The organism is Bacillus mycoides, assembly GCF_001757995.1.
Lineage (GTDB): Bacteria > Bacillota > Bacilli > Bacillales > Bacillaceae_G > Bacillus_A > Bacillus_A mycoides_B.
Genome location: NZ_LXLV01000064.1, coordinates 100,034 through 119,923 on the forward strand (window position 1 = coordinate 100,034; position 19,890 = coordinate 119,923).

Consider the following 19,890-nt stretch of genomic DNA (forward strand, 5'->3'; position numbering starts at 1 on the left):
TAGCATTTTTACACTTTACACATATCATCTTTTTATTTTTCTAGAACTAAAACTACATCTTTTTTATAAAACAAAAGCAACCTTATCGGTTGCTTTTGTTTTATCCATTCTTCTTCGCCATAAAAAAGATGCGCTCTGTTTGTTCTGTCACTTCAATTCGTTCAAAGTCACCTGTGACGCGAAGTACTGTAAACCCAGCTTCTTCAAGCCATTTTGTTAACACTTCAACCGAATATGCACGCTGCACGTGACATTCGTCAAAACGATGATACACATCTTCTTCTGAATCTTGTACAAAGAATGTCAAATCATGTTCCACACTATCTGATTCTTCTCCAGGGAAGCAGTTCCAAATAAGTGATATTTCTTCGCCGTTCACTGTATATGTTTCATTTTGAAATACGTGATGTATTTTATATAAAGAGTGTACATCAAATAAAAACAAGCCATCCTGACGTAAATGGTGGAAAACTCTTCTAAATGTCTCTTGCACTCCATCTTCTTGCAATACATAATTTAATGAGTCACAAAAGATTGTCACACAATCAAATTCACCAGGAACATCGAGTTCTCTCATGTCTTGTTGGTAAAAAGGAATAAAATAACCTTCCCCTCCCAATTTTTGCTGTGCGACAGTTAACATTTCTTCCGAAAGATCTACACCAATTAAATCATAACCTTTTCGCACAAGCGGAAGTGTTACGTTACCAGTTCCACATGCTACGTCAAGAATTTTTGCCTCTTTCATAGATGCCTGTTGCAAACTTTCCTCTGTGAATTCCACCCATTTATCATAAGGGACATCATTCATCAGTTCGTCATACAGCAAAGCAAATTGTTCGTATTTCATTGATCTAGCTCATCTGCAATATCTTCACGCGGCACATCGCCCCATAGACGCTCTAAATTATAGTGATTACGCTCGTCTTTATGGAATACATGAGCAACCACATCACCAAGGTCTACTAAAACCCAACGCGCTTCATCAAAACCTTCCATACGTTGTACGTTAATCTCGAACTCATGTGCCTTCGCTTTAATTTCACGTGCAATTGCTTGTACTTGCTTGTCTGAATTTCCGTGACAAATAATAAAATAGTCCGCAATCGGTGAAATACCTTGCATATTTAGTACAACCATATCTTCTGCTCTCTTATCATCAGCTGCTTTTGCCGCTAATACTAATAACTCTTTATCTTTCATTTATTAATTTCCTCCTTGATAACTGCATTGTATGTTTGGAATGTTAATGGATAAATCGTTTGATCTTTTTCCATTAAAAATTGAATTGTTCGCTTTAAAGCAAACAGTAAAGCTTGATTTATATCTTTATATGCGAGTTTCCTCGCTTCTTCCACACCCGGAAACTTACGTCCTGGTTCAATGTAATCTGCTACATAAATAACTTTATCTAACATTGTCATTTTTTCATGACCACTTGTATGATATGTAATAGCTTGTAGAATTTCAGGATCAGTAATGCCTACTTCTTTTTCTACTAAGTATGCCCCAACAGGTGCATGCCATAACTCTTTGTTATAGTGCAGTAGATCCTTCGGCAAAGCTTCTCTCTTAATAATCTCTTCCATTTCTGGAATCGCTCTACATTTTGCATAATCGTGAAATATAGCAGCCGTCTCTGCCTTTTTCTCATCTACACCATATAACCGGGCAAGTTCAATCGCTGTTTCCATTACACCAACCGTGTGTATATAACGTTTTTCATGCATTTGTTGTTTGACAATACTAAGTGCTTCATCACGATTCATACAGCCCATTCCTCTCGATATATACCCGTACTTTTTCGGGGAGTAAATATTTGCACGTTTTCTTCGTCATATATCTCTCACGTAACAGAGAAGAAGAAACTGCAAACTCCGGAATTTCCACTTTTACGATATCATAAGGCGTATGTAATGTATAACCTGGTCTTGCAACTCCAACGAAAGTCACAAGCTTAAGTAACTTTTCAATGTTATACCACTTCGGCAAATACTCAACCATGTCTCCGCCAATAATAAAGTGAAACTGCACATCCGGATACTTCTCCGTTAATTGTACCATAGTGTCGTACGTATAAGATGGGCCTTCTCTGTCTAGCTCTTCTAAACAAATTGAAAAGTATGCTTCTTCCTCAACCGCTATTTGCAGCATGTTTAATCGACTTTTCACACTCGTAATGTTACGTCCTTGCTTGTGCGGTGGAATCTGATTCGGCAAAAACCATACCTCTTCCAACCCTAAAGCATGATACACTTCATTTGCAATTAACAAATGCCCATTATGAGGCGGATCAAACGTGCCACCAATAATGCCAATTTTTCTCAAAAGAAACACTCCTTCCTTTTACATACAGCAACTCTCCCCATAAATATTCGAAGAGAGCCCACTGTTAATAAAAGTTCAATTGGTTTCGCTTTCTACATATCAAGCGTCCATTACCAAATAACTCACGTATATCTTTTATCGAGGAAGCTTAATCTGCTTATTTTCTCTTGATTCTTTGTATAAAACAATTGTGCTTCCGATTACTTGAACGATTTCAGCTCGTGCACCTTGTGCAAGCTCTTCTGCAACTTCACTACGGTCAAATTCACAGTTTTGTAATACGCTCACTTTAAATAGTTCACGAACTTCTAATGCTTCTCCAATTTGTTTCACCATATTTTCATTCACGCCACCTTTTCCAACTTGAAAAATCGGTGTTAAATGATGTGCCTTTGCACGTAAAAATCTTTTTTGTTTTCCTGTTAACATATAATTAGCCTCCAAGCTCTCTCATTACTAATTGTTTCATTCTATCAATATTCGGCACACATCCTGTCCACATTTCAAATGCAAGTGCACCTTGATAAACGAACATATCGATTCCATTTTGAATTATTGCACCTTGTTCTTTCGCATCGCCTAAAATTTTCGTCTCAAATGGATTATAAATAATATCAGAAACAATCGTTCCTTGTTTCAACGAACGAATTTCCAGCGGCGTATACTCAACATGTGGATGCATGCCTATCGTTGTTGTTTGGATGATAATATCATATTCCCCTTGATTTTCTGCTGCGCATTCTAACGATAGAGCATGCGAATTAACATTTGCCATGCACCCAGCAATAAGATTTTCCGCCTTATCTCTCGTACGATTAGCAATATCAATTTCTTTCACACCTACATCTGCAAGCGAGAAGTAAATAGCTCGACTAGCACCACCTGCACCGATTAATAAAATACGTTTCTCTTGAAGTGGATCTTCACTAATTGACTGCAAGGCACGAACAAAACCAATTCCATCTGTATTATACCCAATCAATTTTCCATCTCGATGAACTACTGTATTTACCGCACCGATTTGCCTTGCTAGCGGGGCAACCTCATCCAAGTACTCCATAATTGCAACTTTGTGCGGAGTCGTTACATTAAATCCTGAAATACCTAATGCTTTCAAACCTTTTACTGCTTCCCCTAGTGCTTCTTCTTCTACAAGAAACGCATGATAATGGGCATCCATATTCAAGTGTTCAAATGCATCGTTATGCATAACGGGTGATAATGAATGTCCAATTGGATTTCCGATTACACCATATAATTGTTTCATAAATCCCTCTCCATATTAAATTAAAGATTTACGTAATGAAACACTTACTCCCTTTGGTACATGAGCAACAATTTTCGCTCCTGATTCATTTACAGTAACCCAGCCCAATCCAGAGAATACAACATCCGTTTTTGGCTCACGAATATTAAATTCATATTTCACAAACTCAGGCATATTTTCTAATTCTTCTGGTGTCGGTGGATTCAATAATTCTCCAGCGTGTCTTTCGTACAATTCATCAGCCTTTTCAAGCTTTGTACGATGGATTGTTAAACGGTTTGAGAAATGACAAGTAAATGCACGACGGCCTCCACTTACATAATCAAATCGTGCTAATCCACCAAAGAATAATGTTTGTTCTTCATTTAATTGGAATACCATTGGCTTAACTTCTGTAGTCGGTGTAATAAGCTTCAAGCTTTGTTTCCCAACATAGTGCGCCATTTGATGATGGTTAATAATACCTGGTGTATCGTATAAAGATGACGTTTCGTCTAATGGGATATCAATTAAATCAAGCGTTGTTCCTGGGAAATGTGATGTTGTAATTACATTCTCAGTCTCATCACTAAACTCTTTAATCATACGATTAATAAATGTTGATTTACCAACATTCGTACATCCAACAACATAAACATCTTTACCTTCGCGATAATACTCAATTGCATCAGCAAGTTCAGTAATTCCTTGTCCTTTAGCTGCACTAATCAAAAAGACATCTTCTGGTTTTAAACCAAGTTGCTTTGCACTATAGCGCATCCAATGTTTTACTTTATCATGCTTAACTGACTTTGGAATTAAGTCAGCCTTATTCCCTACAAGTAATACTTTATTGTTCCCTACAAAACGATGTAAGCCCGGTAACCAGCTACCATTGAAATCGAAAATATCTACGATTTTAACCACTAGTGCGTCTGATTGTCCAATTCCATTCAAAATACGAAGGAAATCATCATCTGTTAAAGATACATCTTGAATTTCGTTATAATGTTTCAAACGAAAACAACGTTGGCAAATTACTTGTTCTTTTTCTAAAGATGATGCAGGAGCGTATCCTACTTCATTTTTATTTTCTGTTTGAATTTCTACACCGCAACCAATACATTTAATTGTTTCAGTCAAACTTTATTCCTCCCAGTTAATTAAGCCTTTTTTCTTCATGTTTCTCATAATTCTTCGTTCAATTTTTCGATTAAAGCGTGTCACCAATCCGTCCGTTTGCGCTACCGGTACAACTAAAATTGTATGAAGTCCCACTCGATTTCCGCCGAGCACATCCGTTAGTAACTGATCTCCAATTACTACAACTTCATCTGGCTGCAGGTGCATCTCGTGTATCGCACGCTTAAATGCGCGAACAAACGGTTTGCGTGCACTATGAATAAACGGAATACCTAATGGATCAGCGAAGTCTTTAACGCGTTGCTCGTTATTATTTGAAACGACCGTTACTTGAATATCGTTTTCTTTCATTTTCAAAAACCACTCTTCAAGCTGTGGTGTTGCGTTTGGACGATCCCATTCAATTAAAGTGTTATCTAAATCAGTGATAACTCCTTTAATTCCACGTTTTTTCAAATCTTCTGCTTGAACATGATATACATTTTTCACATATTCATTTGGTAAAAATAACTTCAATTTCTTTCACCTCTTTGAGGATTTTTCATAAAATTTTTCGACAACATTTTTCGATAGATAACCTGTGGATAAACTTGTACACACTTTCCACGCTAATTTTTCAGTCAATTCGGAATTTACTAACATTCTATACACATTTTATCCACTGAGGTATGTGGATAACCTCTTGTTTGTGACTGTCATATTTTTTTGGTACATTAAATGCAACAACGAATCAATCCTTATATTATTAGGAGGTGACTCACCTTGAAAACAAAACATATGGAACAGTTATCTACTGATTTACTCACTGAGTCTTATTATAAAGCAAAAGAACTAAAATTAAATCCCGACTTCATTTTACTTATAAAACAAGAAATTATTAGACGCTCGTTAGAGGACAAGCTCGTCAAATCTTCTTGAGTACATATAGATTGCTGATTGACCTGTAAAAAGAGCCATCCTGCGATGGCTCTCGAATAAACAAGTACTCCCATCTAGGGGATTTCTTCATTAAGCATCTTTGTCCACATTTCTTAATTAGAGCTTCATAAGTATATTATAAAATCTTTTCTTTACTTATGAGATACTCGGGTTGCAATTTTTTCACCAAGACGCAGCTCTTGCCCACTTGTCAATTCCTGCACTGCTTTAATCATATCTTTTTCAAATAATAAAACAACTGTTGAGCCAAATGTAAAGTATGCCATCTCTTCACCTTTTTGAACAGTACTTCTTTCATGAAGGAGCTCGATACTATTAACAAACATAGCACCTACTTTTACAAGCGCCATATGTTCGCCTTCACTATTTACTTCTGTAACAGAGCGATAATTTTTTGACAATGGTTCTTTCCCATACTCCATACCCGCTGCATTTACCGGATATGATTTTCTGCCAAGTACAAATCTTTCAGTCACAGAGCCAGAGAGCGGGCTATGAATACGATGATAATGACTTGGACTCAAATAAATTACCATATATGTACCGCCTGCATATCGCTTTGCACGCTCTTCATTACCTAGCATATCCACAATTGAATAACGCTTTCCTTTTATATTGAATGTTTTTGTATCCTCAATAGGACCTTGATCAGCAAAAACACCATCAACAGGACTAACGATACTCGATGCATCAGTATCAATACTACGCTTTCCTTCTTTTAGCCTACGTGTAAATAAATCATGCAATGTTCGATATTCCTTCAAACCCTTTTCCATCTCATCTTGATTAATTTGAAAAACTTTCGCATACGATGGAATAATGATAGAGCTCAAACGAGATTGTGCAAATTTACGTAATATATAAGAAGTAAAACGACCATTTGTAAGTTCGATCATAAGTCGATATAATGTCCGTCGCAAATTACGAAACCTCCTAATCAGCCTATAACTTTAGTTTCCCCTTCTTTTCTCTCTATATCATATGTAAAATTGGTTCTTATTCCCACATATAGAATGGAGCCGTCTCGTTATACACGAAGAAAAACTAAGTATCATTTTTATTCTTAAATTGTTTAGCACCTTCTAATATTACAGATAGAACCCGCCATTTTCAACAGTGAACATGTATTTCTTCTTAGAACAGCTCGTTTTCTTTCCGTTTTCCCGAAAGAAAAGCAGCCACTTTTAAAGTGTAGCTGCCTACAATATACATTATTCTTTTGCTTTTTTCTCTTTCTCTGCCCTTACAAATTCATGGAACATTTTCATTAAAGCGCGCTTTTCAATTCTTGATACGTAGCTTCTGGAAATACCAAGCGCCTTCGCAATCTCTCTCTGTGTTTTCTCTTTATCAAGCCCCAGTCCAAAACGCTTCACAATTACTTCTTTCTCTCGTTCGTCTAAAATATCGATATACTCTTTAATTTTTTCTAACTCCATACTAAGCTGAATCATATCAATTACATCTTCAGATTCTGATTTTAATATATCAATAAGCGATATTTCATTCCCCTCTTTATCTTGCCCGATTGGATCATGAAGTGAAACATCTTTTTTCGTTTTCTTCAGCACACGTAAATGCATCAAAATTTCATTTTCGATACAGCGTGCTGCATATGTCGCAAGCTTAGTTCCTTTCCCTGCTGAATAGCTTTCAATCGCTTTAATAAGCCCAATGGTACCAATTGAAATTAAATCTTCTGCATCTTCACCAGTGTTTTCGAATTTCTTAACAATATGAGCTACAAGCCGTAAATTATGTTCAATTAAAAGATTTCTCGCTTGAGCATCACCTTGCTCCATTAACTCTAAGTACTTTCTCTCATCATCTGATGATAACGGCTGCGGGAACGCATTGTTCTTCACATAAGAAACAAATACAAACACTTCTCGAACCATATATCCAATTGCGGCGAATAGACTCAAACCTTTCACCTCCGCCAAAATAGTGGTCTTTACTATGTGTATGTGGGCATGAGGTTGTTTGTGTCTGTACGATGTCATTCCACCATGTTTTTAAGCATAATATTTGTCGCAAAAAGCTTCGATACGTATACTTAAACAAAAGATAGGAGAGTGGAATATGAAACATTTCATTACCCTCTTGTTCAGAAGTAGCTTGTAAGAGATGAACTCCTTGTACGCTCTTGCAAGCTGCTTGTACTACAAGGAGGGATTACAAATATGAAATTTGAAAGAACACGCGCTTATACAAGACACCAACGTCAGCGTACAATGCACCGAAAGATGAATATTGCAAAACACGCATGGGGATATACTCCTGAAATTGTCGGTATTTTTGCAAAAGGAAAAGTTCACTGTTCTTGCGGAATGTGTACAACAAAGTGGAGAACAGAAGGACCACCTGCCAGTGTACAAAAGTGGTTATACAAAATTGATGCATGCGAAGAATAATCGTTCTTTCTAAAAAAGGTCTTCTCTCGAAGACCTTTTTCCCTATTTAAAGACTTATTTACTCCAAATCTTTTCCCCAGTGTGGGCATCAATATAACGAATTTCTCGACTACACTCGAAGGGCTCTTTATGATTTTCATCCGTCGTTTGTTTATACAGTAGTTCGTATTTCGTTTCCTCTGCATCATGATCTATAAACCATTCTAATTTAACTCGGATGGCCTCTTGGTATATTTCTAACGCTTTTTCTTTTGTCACTTTTGGTGTTGTTTCATATGTGAGCAATTCTTTTATAAAGTTGCTAGGTTCTCCTGAGTAGTGCATCACAGCACCATTTTCTGTATTGATGTTAATCATAAATTGCATATAGTTTATTGGAATCCCATTCACATATACGGAAAAGGTAAATCTTTCAATCCCATCTTCTGCTTCTTCATGTTCTTCCCAAAGACGAAGATATTGTGTAACATCTGGAATAACTCGTTCTAAAAATTGAAGTGCTTTTTGTAAACATTCTTCTCTAGACAGTATTTGTTTTACTTCTTTATCGTCTGTCAGTTTTATAAAACCAATTAATTCATTGGTTGATTTATCAATCGTAATGCCAACTAAATTATTATATTTTAACATCGGTAAATGCTTTTTAAAGAATTCATTCATTAAATATGGATTCTTTTCTTCTTTCTGTTTTTGCAATTCCTCTTTCGGGACAAATTTTATCCTTATTTCATCTTCGTTTTCCGTCTCATCTACTTTTGTAAAACTTTCTTTATCCCAGTCAAACAAATCGAATATATCATCTTGTCGACTACTTTTTTCTGGCTTGGTAACAGCTACTGTTGGAGGTAATTTATAGTGATCTGGTCCAAACAAATTCTTACCTGTACTTGCATCAATAAACGCATGACTAGGTTCTGGCTCATACACAAGATGGTACCCTTTTATTTCTTCTCCATTTTCATATTTACATGAAGAGTATGTTAAATCTACAAATACAAGTCTCATATCTTGTCTAGCTTTCAAAGCTTCTAAAACGACGTTCTCCTCAACAATTTCAATTGGCCATAACGGTTTTTTCTCTATAGCTTTTTGTCCATTGTAATGAAAATGCACAACATTACCTGAAGGATGCACTCGCACAACACATCCTGTATTCGGCAATGGATATCCATTCACTTCTTGCATATAATTTATTTCTTTCCAACCACGCCAGTCACCCTTAATTGACACATATGTATAAAATTCTAATCTTTCTTCCATATATTTTTTTATACATATATTTGCAATTTCTCTTGCCTTATTCTCCTCTATCGCTTCCTTATCACTCAAAAAATAATTTTCATCATCTATCCTAAATTCAATTAAATTACCAGTATGTCTATTTAATGAAATTTGTATCTGTTTCTCCTCATCCTCTTTATGTTCCCACCATAATAGATGATACGGGTCATCCACTCCTTCTTGATCATCTACAACAAGCCTATATTCATCTGGAATTTCAATAATATGAGCGACTTGCTCTTTTCTATCTTTATCTTTTTGATTCATTATACCTCTCCCTGATTACAATTTAAGGTAATTATAACAAACAAAACCAAAACTCATTAACAAAAAAAGACAAAAAACTGAAACAATTAGTTCATACGAATTTCACATGAATCTATTACTATAAGAATTGTACATAATGAAATTACTAACAATGACGTTTATTCATATATAATTTCATTTGAAAGGGGTTGAAAATATGAAAACTAAATATCGCTTTATGATCTCATCATTTGCTGCTTGCGCCTACATGATTTGGTGTTTAGTATAATAACAACTTCACTTGTAAATAAGAAAAGGTGTGTATATAAATGGAATATAACCAATCAACCGTTAACTACTGGAAAGCTTTTGTATTACCTTATACATTCGCTTTAGAAGAGTTAAAAACTAAATTTGAAATTATGAACCGGGAAGCTCAATTTTTAGAAGACTACAACCCGTTTGAACATATAAAAACAAGACTTAAACAACCCGAAAGTATCATTAGGAAGCTTGAGCGTAAAAACTTATCACCAACAGTTGAAAATGCTCAAACACAATTACAAGATATTATTGGCATCCGTATTACATGTTGCTTTGTAGAAGATATTTACCATTTAAAAGAGGTTATTGAAAATCGTGAAGATATGGAAATTGTAGAAGTAAAAGATTATATTGCTAATCCAAAAGGAAATGGCTATAAAAGTTTGCATATGATTATTAAATATCCATTGTCACTAAATTCTGGTACGAAAGATGTATTTGCAGAAATTCAATTACGTACACTTGCGATGGACTTTTGGGCAAGTTTAGAACATAAACTTTACTACAAATATGAAGGAAACATACCTGATTATTTGAAGGATGAACTACACGATGCTGCTATGAAAGCTGAAGACCTCGATAATAAGATGGCAACAATCCGTCAAGATATTGATGACATTGAAGCATGTTCAAATCAAATATTATTACCACTTTAAAAGGTTCTCTCCTATGAGAACCTTTTTTATTTCTTCTCTATCGTACGAACCTCTTCAATCTTCCACCCTTCGTCTTCTTTTCCAAGTGCATACTGCATTTTCTTCTGAAGAGTAACCCCTCCATCTACTTCTTTTTCCGCCGTTTCAACAATAACAAGCCCACCTTTAAGAGCTTTCATATTCATATGTTCCAATTCTATTTTCTTATTTCCCTTTTGAAATGCCGCTTCCTTTTGTGTTTTTAAGTCTTCAGCACTAGGCATCTTCTTTGAAAATAACTCCATATGTTCAGCAAGATTTTTTTCATTCGTCGTCCGTACAAATGCCTCAATAACATCTTGAATGGATTTCTCTTCTTCTTTCGTTATATGTACCTTTTCCTCAGTTTTTCCAGCAGATTTTTGTTCTATATTATTCTCTTGAGATTGACATCCAACTAGCAATAATACAAATACTAGAAGGAATCTTAATTTCCCTAAAAAAACTCTCATCTTTCCATCTCCTAAAAAGAAAAGTGAGGCATTTCGCCTCACTTTCATTTATAATTAGCGTCTTCCTTTATTCGGGTCGCCGCCGCCAACGATGTCAAAGACACGTTTAGCTATATTTGTATTCTCCTGAACGCCAGAGAATAAGTATTTACCTGGTCCGAATGCATATACGTTCACATCTTCACCTGTATGTCCACCCGTTGTCCAACCTGTAACCGAACGCTTATTGAAGATATCTTCAATTGCATTATCAATCTTTGTTACATCTTTTGATGGAGCTATATCATTTACAGCTTTAATTTCTTCTGGTGTTAATTGTAGATCAATATACTTTTTCAATGTTTCTTCTACATTTGCACCTTTTACAATCTCATTTGCCATAAAGTCTGGCGTACGTTTCGCAGCTTTAATCGGATCTACTTTAAAGTTATACTCACCATTCGCACCTAAAGATAATCCGCCAGTAGAGTGGTCCGCGGTTGCAACAACTAATGTATTTTTATCTTTTTTCGCAAACTCAATTGCTGCTTTAAATGCTTTTTCAAAGTCTTCCATTTCACTCATTGCACCGACAATATCATTATCATGTCCAGCCCAATCAATTTGACTACCTTCGACCATTAAGAAGAAACCATCTTTATTTTTGTTCAAGCGCTCAATCGCTGCATTTGTCATCTCTTCTAATGACGGTGTTTTATCATTACGGTCAATCATTTTATCTAAACCACCTGGTGCAAATAAACCAAGAACTTGATCACTTTTATCATTTAATAATTGATTACGATCTGTTACATAACTATAACCGGACTTCTTAAACTCTTCTGTAAGATTGCGGTCTTTTCTAACAAAGTTATTGACGCCACCGCCAAGCATGACATCTATTTTATGCTTACCTTTAATTTTCTCATCAAAGTAATCATTTGCAATTGAATCCATATTTTTACGACTAATATCATGTGCACCGAAAGCGGCTGGCGTTGCATGCGTAATTTCAGAAGTTGCAACGAGTCCCGTTGATTTCCCTCTTTCTTTCGCTTGCTCCAATACTGTTTTCACTTCAGCTTTATCATTATCTACTGCAATAGCTGCGTTATATGTTTTTATACCTGCTGACATCGCAGTAGCTGCCGATGCAGAGTCTGTAATATTTTCATGTTCATCTTCCGGATATGTTTTTTGTGTTCCTACAAGATGCTTATCAAATTCTGTAGATTCCATCTCAAATGTTTTTGGATTATCTTTCATATAACGATGAGCTGTCATATATGAAGGTCCCATACCATCCCCAATTAATACAATGACATTTTTAATCTTTGCATTACTTCCGTTCTCATCCGCATTAACCTCACTAGAACGTGTAAAATTCCATGTCGCTATCGAAGTAACCGCTAACGACGCCACAACTGCAAATGGCCATGCTTTTTTTACAAACTTTTTCACTGTCTTGTCCCCCTAATTAGGTTATTCATTTCCCACTATCAAATTTAATAGAAGACTGTTAAGAGAAAATGAGTTATATGTAAATTTTTTATTAACTTATGTAAATTTCAGTTATAATTTGTATAAGTTTGTCTTTTCATATCAAGCATAATGCCCTTTACAAAGATAATATAAACATGTTGGATTGCTTTTAATACGAACCTATTATTTTACATTTCGTAATATTATTCTTATTTTTTCTAATTTAAATAGAAATATGGTGAACTTTATGAAAACAGTAAAACTAGACACATCTTTCATTCCAGATTTACTCTCTCTTTGCAAATCAGTCGGGTGGTTACAGCATGAGAGTTTCATGAAAGAGCAATTCCATATGTACCTTTCCATTGGCACAATTTTTGGCTATGTACATGAGAATAAACTTATTGCAGCGGGCGGGGTCTTTTCGTTTGCCCCTGGATTTTCTTCTATCGGTATGTTAATCGTACATCCTGATTTTCAAAGACAAGGAATTGGCCGTATTTTGCTAAACAACAGTTTAACTCTAGCTCATTCATCGCTTCCTATTCTGCTCATTGCAACAAAAGCTGGTGAACCTTTATATGAATCTTATGGATTTCAATCAATAACAACAATTCATCGTTTCGAAAAACAAGCGACTCACATAAGTACAAATTCTGTTCCCATAAAACAAATTCAGCAATATGATCTTCCTTCTCTTGTTTTTCTTGATCAAACTGCGACTGGTGCTCATCGTTCTAAGCTTTATTCATCGCTACTATCGAGAGCAACCTACTCATTTAAAATAGAACGGGATAATCAAATAGATGCTTTTGCTTTATGCATACAAAAAGGAGATGTGCTATGTATTACTCCACTTATTTCTAAAAAAGAAGAAGACTCTATTCAGTTATTAGAAATGATTTGTAAATTGTGGAATGGAACAGTACGTATCGATGTTCCTCATTCACAATTCGTATTTCGAAAATTTCTTCAAACAGAAAATTTCCATGAAACACTTCTTTCACCTCTTATGATAAAGAATGGTAATCAACTTCCTGGAAATCGTAATATGCTATTTGCTATGATAGATGCAGCGTTATGTTAGAAAGGGGACAACTAATTGAAGCGACTTAGCTATTTTATGGCGAGCTGTCTGACTCTTACATTACTAGTAGGATGTAGTGCAGCAGAAAAGCCCGTAGAACAAGTAAAAAATACAATTACCGCGAAATTAACTACAGAAGAAAAAATGGTTGAAATAGATGGACAAACTATTTACTTTAAGCAAATTGGCAGCAAGAAACCACCTTTACTTATGATTCATGGATTTGGTGGATCATCAGATGGTTTTCAAAAGATTTACTCAGATTTAGCAAAAGATCATACAATTATTTCTGTTGATGCTTTAGGGTTCGGACGTTCCTCTAAGCCGATGGATTTTTATTATTCTTTCCCAACTCATGCAAATTTGTATTATAAGTTAATGAAAAAACTAGGGTATGACTCATTCGCAATACTGGGACATTCGATGGGTGGAGAAATTTCTCTTAATTTAACATATTTATACCCTGAAGCGGTTACCCACCTTATTTTAACTGATGCTACAGGCGGCCCTCATACGTTCATTAATAAACAAGGTTCACCAAAACCAAAGTTGTCGACTGATTTAAGTGCCGTTTCTTCTATTGCAGATTATGATGAGAGCAAAGTTAAATTCAAGCGCAATGATGAAGAACATTATAATAAAATGAAGTTATGGCCTAGACGTCTTCAAATCAATGCAAATGAAATAAAACAACCAACTTTAATTATATGGGGAAGAAATGATAGTAGCGTTTCTTGGAAAGAAGGCGAAACTTATCATCAATTCTTAAAAAATAGCACTTTCCATATTATTGAAAAGGGTTATCATGCTCCATTTCGTCAAGAGCCACAAGAATTTGTAGGGTATGTAAAAGATTTCTTCGAAAAAAATCCTATAAGTGCTGAAAAATAAACGGGTATCTCATTTGGAGATACCCGTTTTTCATATATTAAGCAGCTTGCTTTTGACGTTTTTGAATTTTTGATCCTAGTACTTTTGGAATAACGAAGCCATCAATTCCAAGTTTTCCAGCATTCATACCAGAAACAAGAACGAACATAGATAAGATAACCATTTCCGGATTCACACCAATTGACCCACTAAACATATAGGAAAAGTTCATTACAAGACCGAAAAAGACCGCTGTTTTTGTTAAACAGCCTACAATTAAACCAATTCCGACTAAAATTTCTCCCCATGTTACAAGTGTATTAAATAAATCAACGTTTGGAATTGCAAAATCTTGTAAGAATGATGCCCACCAAGATTGAACAGCTGGTTGTGCTCCTTTAGATTTTTCAATTGCACCTTGTAAATAACCAGTTGCATCGAAGCCTTTTCCTTGTAGTTTACCGATTCCAGCCATTACCCATGTGTAACCAAGATACACTCGAATTATCGCTAATACAAAAGAAACTGCTTTGTTTTCTCTTAAAAATTGAATAATCATATCTTCCTCCTAAAGTTGTAATTAAGTCAGTTACAGATAATATAATAACATTAGTTACTTACTTTTAAAATGTTAATTATGAATAATTTATGACATGCATACAAAACATTAAATACTAACGTATATATAGTTACTTTTATTACCTGTAAAAACTTGAACATATCATACCACAGGTGATAATCATTTTCATTGAAAAAAGTGTAAAAAAACTGTGAGTTAAATGTGAAACACGTTTATTCGAATATAGAATAAACGTGTTTCACGCTATTTATATAATCGAAATGTATGTGTCCCCTCATCGGTTAATCTCGCTTCTTGAAAAGCCTCTTCTAACGTTTTTTATGGTTAATAAGCCCGTAAAATAAGCGTATTATAAACATAAGCGCTACATTTCCATCTACATAATCTATCGATCCAACATATGATTTTACATCACTATGTAAAAAAGATTCTACTAGTTTCAACTCCCCAAAACTTATACCAACCATTTAAAATATGTGTAATATGCAATTTTGCATATTACTTAATTTCCGCTACGCCAAAGTATACTCTCGGCTCATTTAAGTCGTACACATCTTCTCCTAACTCTTTCATTACAAATTCCCCCTCCTATAAGTCCATTTCATACATACCCGTTTCTTTCAAAAAATCAGCTCTAGTTAAAGCGACTTTCTGTAAATATTGCCTATACGCTGTAATTGTTCCATCATGTGAAACGATACAAATTTTTTCTGCTTTTAACTGATAGCACCAGTGCAGAAATTCATCTACTATTTGCTGAAATTCCATCTCCGAGATGATATTGACTCCCTCATTCCATAACAATTCATTTGTACTTTCTTCTAATGAAAAATGTGGAAATAAATTTTTTATTATCTTTCGATCTAACAATTGATCGCACGGTAATGTTTTGGCGGATTCCCGATAAGGAAAAATACGCGGGGATATATATGGGTGAACAATTTTTTGACAAGCAACTTCCGCACTCCATATTGTCGCAGTTTGTAAAGTTCGAAGTGCAGGACTAGCGATTAATATATCCTTTTCTTGTAATGGTACATCGCGCTGAAGCAATTTTGCCTGCTTCTTTCCCACACCCGTCAATGACGGATTCACCGCTTGTAAACTTAATGGTAAATCTTTCGTATGCTCACCTTCACCATGCCGAACAAAGACAAGTTTCATTCTCCTCTTCCTCTCACTAGGAAATAGTCTCACATATTTCTTCCCTATTTTTTTCTTTACTCCTGCTATTTTAAAAAGCAGGATGTAAAAAGTATTTGCCATCAATATTTGGAAAACATTACGATTATATATGTAAAATACTTTTTACAAGAAGAGGAGGATTACAAATATGAAATGGATTATCTTCTTTATCGGAATGATCATATGGGGATACATAAATGGCTTTCTTAATAGTGATAAAACTGCTAATCCTTGGATTACAGATGATGAGCGTGAAACAAAAATTAAGCAAAAAGCAATTATCGCAAGCTGGTCTGGTGTTTTCATATTTTGTATCATTAACCTCTTAAACAAATGGTTAGGTTTAGGAACGAGCGATACATCACCTTACTTACCATATTCTGTCGCAACTATTTTAAAAGAAAATGTAGAGTTACAAGTTTTACTTATATTATTCATTACAGCTTTTCCCGAACAAGAAAGCCCATCGCCTTTAGGCATGGGATGAAAGTGAGGTTGGATACGGAGTACCACTAAAAATCGCAAGGTTCGTGGTACTTTAAGTATCCAAAGTATAGGTAGTTTCTTCGGAGTTTTATTGGAATCTTTCGAAAATAAATGATATAACTAGAATAAATGATGATAGAAGAATATTTCAAAGTGTTTGAGAGGAAGATCTCCTCGTTTCATGCAGTTGTAAAGTTTATAAACACGTTCTGATTTTGTTATGATTGCTAGAAATGTATCAAATGAACACGATGTTGAAAATCAAAAAAACAAGGGGATGAAACGTATGTCACAGACCCTAACAGTGAAAGTGAAATTGATTCCAACAAAAGGACAAATCTGTTTATTGGAACAAAGCAGTCAAGAATATATAAAAGTTATAAATACACTTGTATCGGAAATGGTGGAAGCAAAGAAAAGTACGAAAAAAAGCACAAAAGATATTGAAGCAAATATCCCAAGTGCAGTGAAAAATCAAGCGATTAAAGATGCGAAAAGTTTGTTTGCTACAAAAGTAAAGAAAAGCCATTATAAAATCATCCCAATTCTAAAGAGACCTGTTTGTGTATGGAACAATCAAAATTATTCATTTGAACCTACTTATATTTCAATCCCATTTAAGGTAAATGGAAAGTCGACTCGTGTAAAAATCCGAGCTTTATTAAGTGATAAAAACAATCGTAATCTGAATCTGTTAAAACATAAATTAGGTACACTTCGCATCACAAAGAAATCGAATAAATGGATAGCCCAAATATCTGTCACACTTCCTATCAATAAAAGGACAGGAACGAAAATTTTAGGCGTAGACTTAGGTCTCAAGGTCCCTGCGGTAGCAATCACAGATGATGATAAGGTTCGTTTCTTTGGGAGTGGTAGGCACAATAAATATAAGAAGCGTAAGTTTCGTAGTGTTCGTAAGAAGTTAGGAAAAGACAAAAAGGTGAAAGCCATTCGGCGAATGGATGATAAAGAGCAAAGATGGATGCAAGATAAAGATCACAAAATAAGTCGTGAGATTATTAATTTTGCGATTGCAAATCATATTTCTGTCATTCGATTAGAACAACTAACGAATATAAGACAGACGGCAAGAACAAGCCGTAAAAACGAAAAAAACCTACACACTTGGTCATTCTATCGTTTGTCACAATTTATTTCGTATAAAGCAATGATAGCTGGTATTCAGATTGAATATGTGAATCCAGCTTATACAAGTCAAAGTTGTCCGAAATGTGCTAAAAAGAATAAGGCTCAAGATAGAAAATATAAGTGTCCATGTGGGTTTAAGACACATCGTGATATCGTTGGAGCGATGAATATTCGCTGCGCAACTGTGATTGATGGTAACAGTCAATCAGCCTAAGCACCTTTATGGTCTGGTTTAGGAGGGGCAATGAGATGCCCTTATCTTGAAGGCTGTTCAAAGCAGAAATGGATTGCGAACGCTTAGTCATTCAAGAATCCCACCCGTAAATCCGTAAGGATTCGGGCTTGCGACTTTAGTCGTGGGAGTCTCAAGTATGGACTATTTTACTTATACTACCGAAGAAAACTAAGCGCTTAACTTTTATCTCATGATTATCCTCCTAAATGGTTATAGTAACTAGGACGCAATGAAAAAAGGAGAGATATAAAAATGAGTAACTCAAATGACTTTTTAGATACATTACATGAAAAACAAGCAAAAGATGAACAAAATAGAAAGCGCCAAGGGAACGGAAACCCTGCGAAAAAAAAGCCAAATAAAACACATAAATAACATTGAAAAACCTGCCTAAAAATTATATTTTAGGCAGGTTTTTTTACTTGTCTTTAACCGAAACGACATCTTCCCAATTCCATTTCTCATAATACCACTCTGGCACATCTATATTTTCAATCCACTTCTTTTCATATTTCCCATCGCTATGAGCAAGCCATACATCAGCTTTCTTACGATTTGAACGGAGCCACATTAATTGGTTGCTCTTCTTAATAAAAATAGGGTTATAATCGCCTTGGCTATTTGATGGCTTTGTAATTTGATTTTGTTCATCGTTTATACTATTTACTTCATATAAAGATGGTAGTGGTCTTTTTTCTAGAGGGACCGATAGCTCTGCTTCCTTTGCCCTTGAAACGATAATTACATTATCGTTCTTCCATGTGAAATCCCAATCAACATAGCCTTTTGGAGTAAATGTATTTTGCTGGAGAGCCGGCAATTCTTTCACTTTTAAATGTTTATTCTCTAATGCAACTCTCCCGCTTCCTTCAATATAGGCTAATATATTTTTTGATGGCGCCCATTTGAACCATTGTGTGTTTAATAACATTTGATCTACTGTTTCAAAACGACTGCCGTCTGATCGAATTAAGCAAAGTGTATTACTATCCGCTGACAAAGAAGCTGTTGGTACTGCCAAAAACGAAATCCACTTTTGATCTGGCGACCACTTAAATCCACTTCCAACTAATGCTAAAAAGTCATCATGCTCATTCGGTAGTGCATATAAATGTTTCATCTTATGAGGATTCATATTTGCATCCTTTTGTATTTCATATAACTGGGCACCTGTCCATCCTGTTGGAAGCAAGTACGCTTCTGATGATACAAGAAACTTCTTACCATCAGGATACCATGCATAGTCACCTACACCATTGGCTACATTTTCAAAATCTGCTTTCTTTTTTTCAACATCAAATATATTTAATGTACGTGCAAATACAAATGCAATTACATTCTCTGTTGGTGACCATTGATAATTCGATGCTTCTGGTTGAATTGGTGTAACTTTCTTTCCATCTTTCAGCCGATACAGTTCCAAATGATTTCGCTTCTTTCCTTTTGCATATGCAAGCCATTCTCCATTATGTGACCATTTCGGCCCTGCTATGTACTCTCCTTTTGTAATTTGTTTTTCTTTCTCACCGACTTTAATCCATAGATTATGATTACGAATAAAGGCAACTTTTACTCCATTGTTTTCTGCGCTAGTAATAGAACTTAAACAGAAAAAAAGGCACAGAATCACGATTCCACTTACTATAAACCTTTTCATATAGCACCCCCATTTTCCCCTTTAGCATTCCTCATATTCCGCTTACTATATGCAATTTTAGCCATTCGACATAATCCCCAAAAATTTCCCAAGAAATTTTCAATTCAAA

At 35.2% G+C, this 19,890-nt stretch carries 24 protein-coding genes and 1 pseudogene; 8 read left to right on the forward strand and 17 right to left on the reverse strand.

The genetic code is table 11. The features are described 5' to 3' along the window. Positions 1-100 precede the first annotated feature (100 nt). The 8 genes from BWGOE10_RS21700 to BWGOE10_RS21735 form a co-directional block, all read right to left on the reverse strand. Positions 101-850 (reverse strand): class I SAM-dependent DNA methyltransferase, encoded by a 750-nt coding sequence (locus tag BWGOE10_RS21700; RefSeq protein WP_002111917.1) that lies wholly within the window; start codon positions 848-850, stop codon positions 101-103. Further along, positions 847-1,203: a ribosome silencing factor gene (gene rsfS, locus BWGOE10_RS21705; RefSeq protein WP_000653209.1), complete on the reverse strand. Its 357-nt coding sequence runs from the start codon at positions 1,201-1,203 to the stop codon at positions 847-849. Before rsfS ends, BWGOE10_RS21700 begins: the two co-directional genes overlap by 4 nt. Further along, entirely contained in the window at positions 1,200-1,769 is a 570-nt protein-coding gene (gene yqeK, locus BWGOE10_RS21710; protein WP_070144911.1) for a bis(5'-nucleosyl)-tetraphosphatase (symmetrical) YqeK, read from the reverse strand. The genes rsfS and yqeK overlap by 4 nt, the downstream gene beginning before the upstream one ends. Beyond that, positions 1,759-2,328, reverse strand: coding sequence for a nicotinate-nucleotide adenylyltransferase (locus BWGOE10_RS21715; RefSeq protein WP_070144912.1), 570 nt, complete (start codon positions 2,326-2,328; stop codon positions 1,759-1,761). Before BWGOE10_RS21715 ends, yqeK begins: the two co-directional genes overlap by 11 nt. A gap of 135 nt (positions 2,329-2,463) precedes the next feature. Further along, complete coding sequence (gene yhbY, locus BWGOE10_RS21720) at positions 2,464-2,757, reverse strand: ribosome assembly RNA-binding protein YhbY (protein WP_002015220.1); 294 nt, start codon at positions 2,755-2,757, stop codon at positions 2,464-2,466. 4 nt (positions 2,758-2,761) lie between these two features. After that, entirely contained in the window at positions 2,762-3,595 is an 834-nt protein-coding gene (aroE, locus tag BWGOE10_RS21725; protein WP_070144913.1) for a shikimate dehydrogenase, read from the reverse strand. Positions 3,596-3,610: 15 nt separating this feature from the next. Continuing rightward, complete coding sequence (gene yqeH / locus BWGOE10_RS21730) at positions 3,611-4,717, reverse strand: ribosome biogenesis GTPase YqeH (protein WP_002122628.1); 1,107 nt, start codon at positions 4,715-4,717, stop codon at positions 3,611-3,613. 3 nt (positions 4,718-4,720) lie between these two features. Continuing rightward, positions 4,721-5,233 (reverse strand): YqeG family HAD IIIA-type phosphatase, encoded by a 513-nt coding sequence (locus BWGOE10_RS21735; protein ID WP_070144914.1) that lies wholly within the window; start codon positions 5,231-5,233, stop codon positions 4,721-4,723. A gap of 246 nt (positions 5,234-5,479) precedes the next feature. Between BWGOE10_RS21735 and BWGOE10_RS21740 the strand changes: the two genes are divergently transcribed. Next, on the forward strand, positions 5,480-5,635 hold the full coding sequence (locus BWGOE10_RS21740) for a sporulation histidine kinase inhibitor Sda (protein ID WP_002015226.1): 156 nt from the start codon (positions 5,480-5,482) through the stop codon (positions 5,633-5,635). Positions 5,636-5,787: 152 nt separating this feature from the next. On the opposite strand, the gene BWGOE10_RS21745 is transcribed toward BWGOE10_RS21740, so the two are convergent. Then, the gene (locus tag BWGOE10_RS21745; protein WP_070144915.1) at positions 5,788-6,576 is read right to left on the reverse strand and encodes a phosphatidylserine decarboxylase; all 789 of its coding nucleotides are present in this window, start codon (positions 6,574-6,576) and stop codon (positions 5,788-5,790) included. 291 nt (positions 6,577-6,867) lie between these two features. After that, positions 6,868-7,581, reverse strand: coding sequence for an RNA polymerase sporulation sigma factor SigK (sigK, locus tag BWGOE10_RS21750; RefSeq protein WP_000051382.1), 714 nt, complete (start codon positions 7,579-7,581; stop codon positions 6,868-6,870). Between the two features lie 258 nt (positions 7,582-7,839). Here sigK and BWGOE10_RS21755 point away from each other — a divergent pair, with 258 nt between their 5' ends. Further along, complete coding sequence (locus BWGOE10_RS21755) at positions 7,840-8,070, forward strand: hypothetical protein (protein ID WP_070144916.1); 231 nt, start codon at positions 7,840-7,842, stop codon at positions 8,068-8,070. Between the two features lie 54 nt (positions 8,071-8,124). Here BWGOE10_RS21755 and BWGOE10_RS21760 read toward each other — a convergent pair whose 3' ends face one another. Further along, on the reverse strand, positions 8,125-9,618 hold the full coding sequence (locus tag BWGOE10_RS21760) for a YcdB/YcdC domain-containing protein (protein ID WP_171903134.1): 1,494 nt from the start codon (positions 9,616-9,618) through the stop codon (positions 8,125-8,127). A 308-nt stretch (positions 9,619-9,926) separates the two neighbouring features. Here BWGOE10_RS21760 and BWGOE10_RS21765 point away from each other — a divergent pair, with 308 nt between their 5' ends. Further along, positions 9,927-10,577, forward strand: a complete 651-nt coding sequence (locus tag BWGOE10_RS21765) for a GTP pyrophosphokinase family protein (protein ID WP_070144918.1) — start codon at positions 9,927-9,929, stop codon at positions 10,575-10,577. Between the two features lie 26 nt (positions 10,578-10,603). Here the strand turns inward: BWGOE10_RS21765 and BWGOE10_RS21770 are convergent, their stop codons facing one another. Together BWGOE10_RS21770 and BWGOE10_RS21775 are read right to left on the reverse strand one after the other, a co-directional pair. Then, on the reverse strand, positions 10,604-11,068 hold the full coding sequence (locus BWGOE10_RS21770; RefSeq protein WP_070144919.1) for a hypothetical protein: 465 nt from the start codon (positions 11,066-11,068) through the stop codon (positions 10,604-10,606). Between the two features lie 54 nt (positions 11,069-11,122). Then, entirely contained in the window at positions 11,123-12,508 is a 1,386-nt protein-coding gene (locus BWGOE10_RS21775; protein ID WP_070144920.1) for an alkaline phosphatase, read from the reverse strand. 268 nt (positions 12,509-12,776) lie between these two features. On the opposite strand from BWGOE10_RS21775, the gene BWGOE10_RS21780 reads away from it, so the two are divergent. After that, positions 12,777-13,616: a GNAT family N-acetyltransferase gene (locus tag BWGOE10_RS21780; RefSeq protein WP_070144921.1), complete on the forward strand. Its 840-nt coding sequence runs from the start codon at positions 12,777-12,779 to the stop codon at positions 13,614-13,616. A 15-nt stretch (positions 13,617-13,631) separates the two neighbouring features. Then, the gene (locus tag BWGOE10_RS21785) at positions 13,632-14,507 is read left to right on the forward strand and encodes an alpha/beta fold hydrolase (RefSeq protein ID WP_070144922.1); all 876 of its coding nucleotides are present in this window, start codon (positions 13,632-13,634) and stop codon (positions 14,505-14,507) included. A 37-nt stretch (positions 14,508-14,544) separates the two neighbouring features. Here BWGOE10_RS21785 and BWGOE10_RS21790 read toward each other — a convergent pair whose 3' ends face one another. The 3 genes and pseudogenes from BWGOE10_RS21790 to BWGOE10_RS21795 form a co-directional block, all read right to left on the reverse strand. Next, complete coding sequence (locus tag BWGOE10_RS21790; protein WP_070144923.1) at positions 14,545-15,045, reverse strand: DoxX family protein; 501 nt, start codon at positions 15,043-15,045, stop codon at positions 14,545-14,547. A gap of 264 nt (positions 15,046-15,309) precedes the next feature. Next, a pseudogene (locus tag BWGOE10_RS30450) lies at positions 15,310-15,654 on the reverse strand (delta-aminolevulinic acid dehydratase); the annotation flags it as partial. After that, positions 15,655-16,230, reverse strand: a complete 576-nt coding sequence (locus BWGOE10_RS21795) for a histidine phosphatase family protein (RefSeq protein ID WP_070144924.1) — start codon at positions 16,228-16,230, stop codon at positions 15,655-15,657. A 169-nt stretch (positions 16,231-16,399) separates the two neighbouring features. On the opposite strand from BWGOE10_RS21795, the gene BWGOE10_RS21800 reads away from it, so the two are divergent. The 3 genes from BWGOE10_RS21800 to BWGOE10_RS21810 all read left to right on the forward strand — a co-directional run bounded on the left by BWGOE10_RS21800 (position 16,400) and on the right by BWGOE10_RS21810 (position 18,499). Further along, complete coding sequence (locus tag BWGOE10_RS21800) at positions 16,400-16,738, forward strand: phosphoglycerate mutase (protein ID WP_070144925.1); 339 nt, start codon at positions 16,400-16,402, stop codon at positions 16,736-16,738. A 285-nt stretch (positions 16,739-17,023) separates the two neighbouring features. Beyond that, the gene (locus tag BWGOE10_RS21805; RefSeq protein ID WP_033707985.1) at positions 17,024-18,103 is read left to right on the forward strand and encodes an RNA-guided endonuclease TnpB family protein; all 1,080 of its coding nucleotides are present in this window, start codon (positions 17,024-17,026) and stop codon (positions 18,101-18,103) included. Between the two features lie 273 nt (positions 18,104-18,376). Next, entirely contained in the window at positions 18,377-18,499 is a 123-nt protein-coding gene (locus tag BWGOE10_RS21810) for a DUF4023 domain-containing protein (RefSeq protein ID WP_000071861.1), read from the forward strand. 43 nt (positions 18,500-18,542) lie between these two features. Here the strand turns inward: BWGOE10_RS21810 and BWGOE10_RS21815 are convergent, their stop codons facing one another. After that, positions 18,543-19,781: a TolB family protein gene (locus tag BWGOE10_RS21815; RefSeq protein WP_070144926.1), complete on the reverse strand. Its 1,239-nt coding sequence runs from the start codon at positions 19,779-19,781 to the stop codon at positions 18,543-18,545. Positions 19,782-19,890 lie beyond the last annotated feature (109 nt).

What these genes read in the sequence shown, in the direction of transcription:
- BWGOE10_RS21700 (WP_002111917.1), bottom strand. Translation starts at nt 850, where the DNA reads ATGAAATACGAACAATTTGCTTTGCTGTATGACGAACTGATGAATGAT.
- rsfS (WP_000653209.1), bottom strand. Translation starts at nt 1,203, where the DNA reads ATGAAAGATAAAGAGTTATTAGTATTAGCGGCAAAAGCAGCTGATGAT.
- yqeK (WP_070144911.1), bottom strand. Translation starts at nt 1,769, where the DNA reads ATGAATCGTGATGAAGCACTTAGTATTGTCAAACAACAAATGCATGAA.
- yhbY (WP_002015220.1), bottom strand. Translation starts at nt 2,757, where the DNA reads ATGTTAACAGGAAAACAAAAAAGATTTTTACGTGCAAAGGCACATCAT.
- aroE (WP_070144913.1), bottom strand. Translation starts at nt 3,595, where the DNA reads ATGAAACAATTATATGGTGTAATCGGAAATCCAATTGGACATTCATTA.
- BWGOE10_RS21755 (WP_070144916.1), top strand. Translation starts at nt 7,840, where the DNA reads ATGAAATTTGAAAGAACACGCGCTTATACAAGACACCAACGTCAGCGT.
- BWGOE10_RS21760 (WP_171903134.1), bottom strand. Translation starts at nt 9,618, where the DNA reads ATGAATCAAAAAGATAAAGATAGAAAAGAGCAAGTCGCTCATATTATT.
- BWGOE10_RS21765 (WP_070144918.1), top strand. Translation starts at nt 9,927, where the DNA reads ATGGAATATAACCAATCAACCGTTAACTACTGGAAAGCTTTTGTATTA.
- BWGOE10_RS21770 (WP_070144919.1), bottom strand. Translation starts at nt 11,068, where the DNA reads ATGAGAGTTTTTTTAGGGAAATTAAGATTCCTTCTAGTATTTGTATTA.
- BWGOE10_RS21780 (WP_070144921.1), top strand. Translation starts at nt 12,777, where the DNA reads ATGAAAACAGTAAAACTAGACACATCTTTCATTCCAGATTTACTCTCT.
- BWGOE10_RS21790 (WP_070144923.1), bottom strand. Translation starts at nt 15,045, where the DNA reads ATGATTATTCAATTTTTAAGAGAAAACAAAGCAGTTTCTTTTGTATTA.
- BWGOE10_RS21795 (WP_070144924.1), bottom strand. Translation starts at nt 16,230, where the DNA reads ATGAAACTTGTCTTTGTTCGGCATGGTGAAGGTGAGCATACGAAAGAT.
- BWGOE10_RS21800 (WP_070144925.1), top strand. Translation starts at nt 16,400, where the DNA reads ATGAAATGGATTATCTTCTTTATCGGAATGATCATATGGGGATACATA.
- BWGOE10_RS21805 (WP_033707985.1), top strand. Translation starts at nt 17,024, where the DNA reads ATGTCACAGACCCTAACAGTGAAAGTGAAATTGATTCCAACAAAAGGA.
- BWGOE10_RS21810 (WP_000071861.1), top strand. Translation starts at nt 18,377, where the DNA reads ATGAGTAACTCAAATGACTTTTTAGATACATTACATGAAAAACAAGCA.
- BWGOE10_RS21815 (WP_070144926.1), bottom strand. Translation starts at nt 19,781, where the DNA reads ATGAAAAGGTTTATAGTAAGTGGAATCGTGATTCTGTGCCTTTTTTTC.